Raw genomic sequence first — 602 nt, 5'->3', positions numbered from 1 at the left:
ACTCTTGAATATTCATCATCAGGCTACCATCACCAACAACGCAATATACGGGCACATCATCTGCAGCAAACGCTGAAGCGATAGCTGCTGGAACGGCCCACCCCATGGCTGTGTTGTTAAAGTCATGCCAAACTCTATGCCCTGCATTAGGTTTAAAAGCCTGCATCATCCAAGCGATTGCTGAGCCTGTATCAACAAATATATGCGCTTTGTTTTGAATCCTTTTTGAAAACATATCCACGAACTGGTACGGGTCAACAAACTCCCCCTTGGGATATGTCTCTGCTTTATAGCTATATGTTGTTTTCCATCCATGAATCACTTCAAGCCAAGCAGAAAAGCCTGTTTCTACATTGTACGACAGTAAATGATCAATGACCTCTTTCGCATCGTGCTGAATAAGGCAATCTATTTTCAGGTCATTACGTTCAAACTTTTCAAGCTCATTCTTATCAATATCCACTACAGCCTTCCAAGCCTGCCTTGCAAAAGTATTTACAGGAGTACCAGTGGCTTTAGTGTCGAGACGAGTACCTAAAGCTAAGACAAAATCAGCATTCTGTATCGTAAAATTCGCATAACGACTACCATGAGTTCCGAAA

Annotated in this window: 1 protein-coding gene; it reads right to left on the bottom strand. The window is 42.2% G+C overall.

Features of this window, described 5'->3' with window-relative positions; genetic code table 11:
• A partial coding sequence (locus A3761_RS21650) for a thiamine pyrophosphate-dependent enzyme (RefSeq protein ID WP_197473170.1) occupies window positions 1–602 on the bottom strand: 602 nt, incomplete at both ends.

Source organism: Oleiphilus sp. HI0123 (assembly GCF_001635315.1).
Note: the sequence above shows the minus strand (reverse complement) of the source record. Positions and strands in the feature narration are given on the sequence as shown.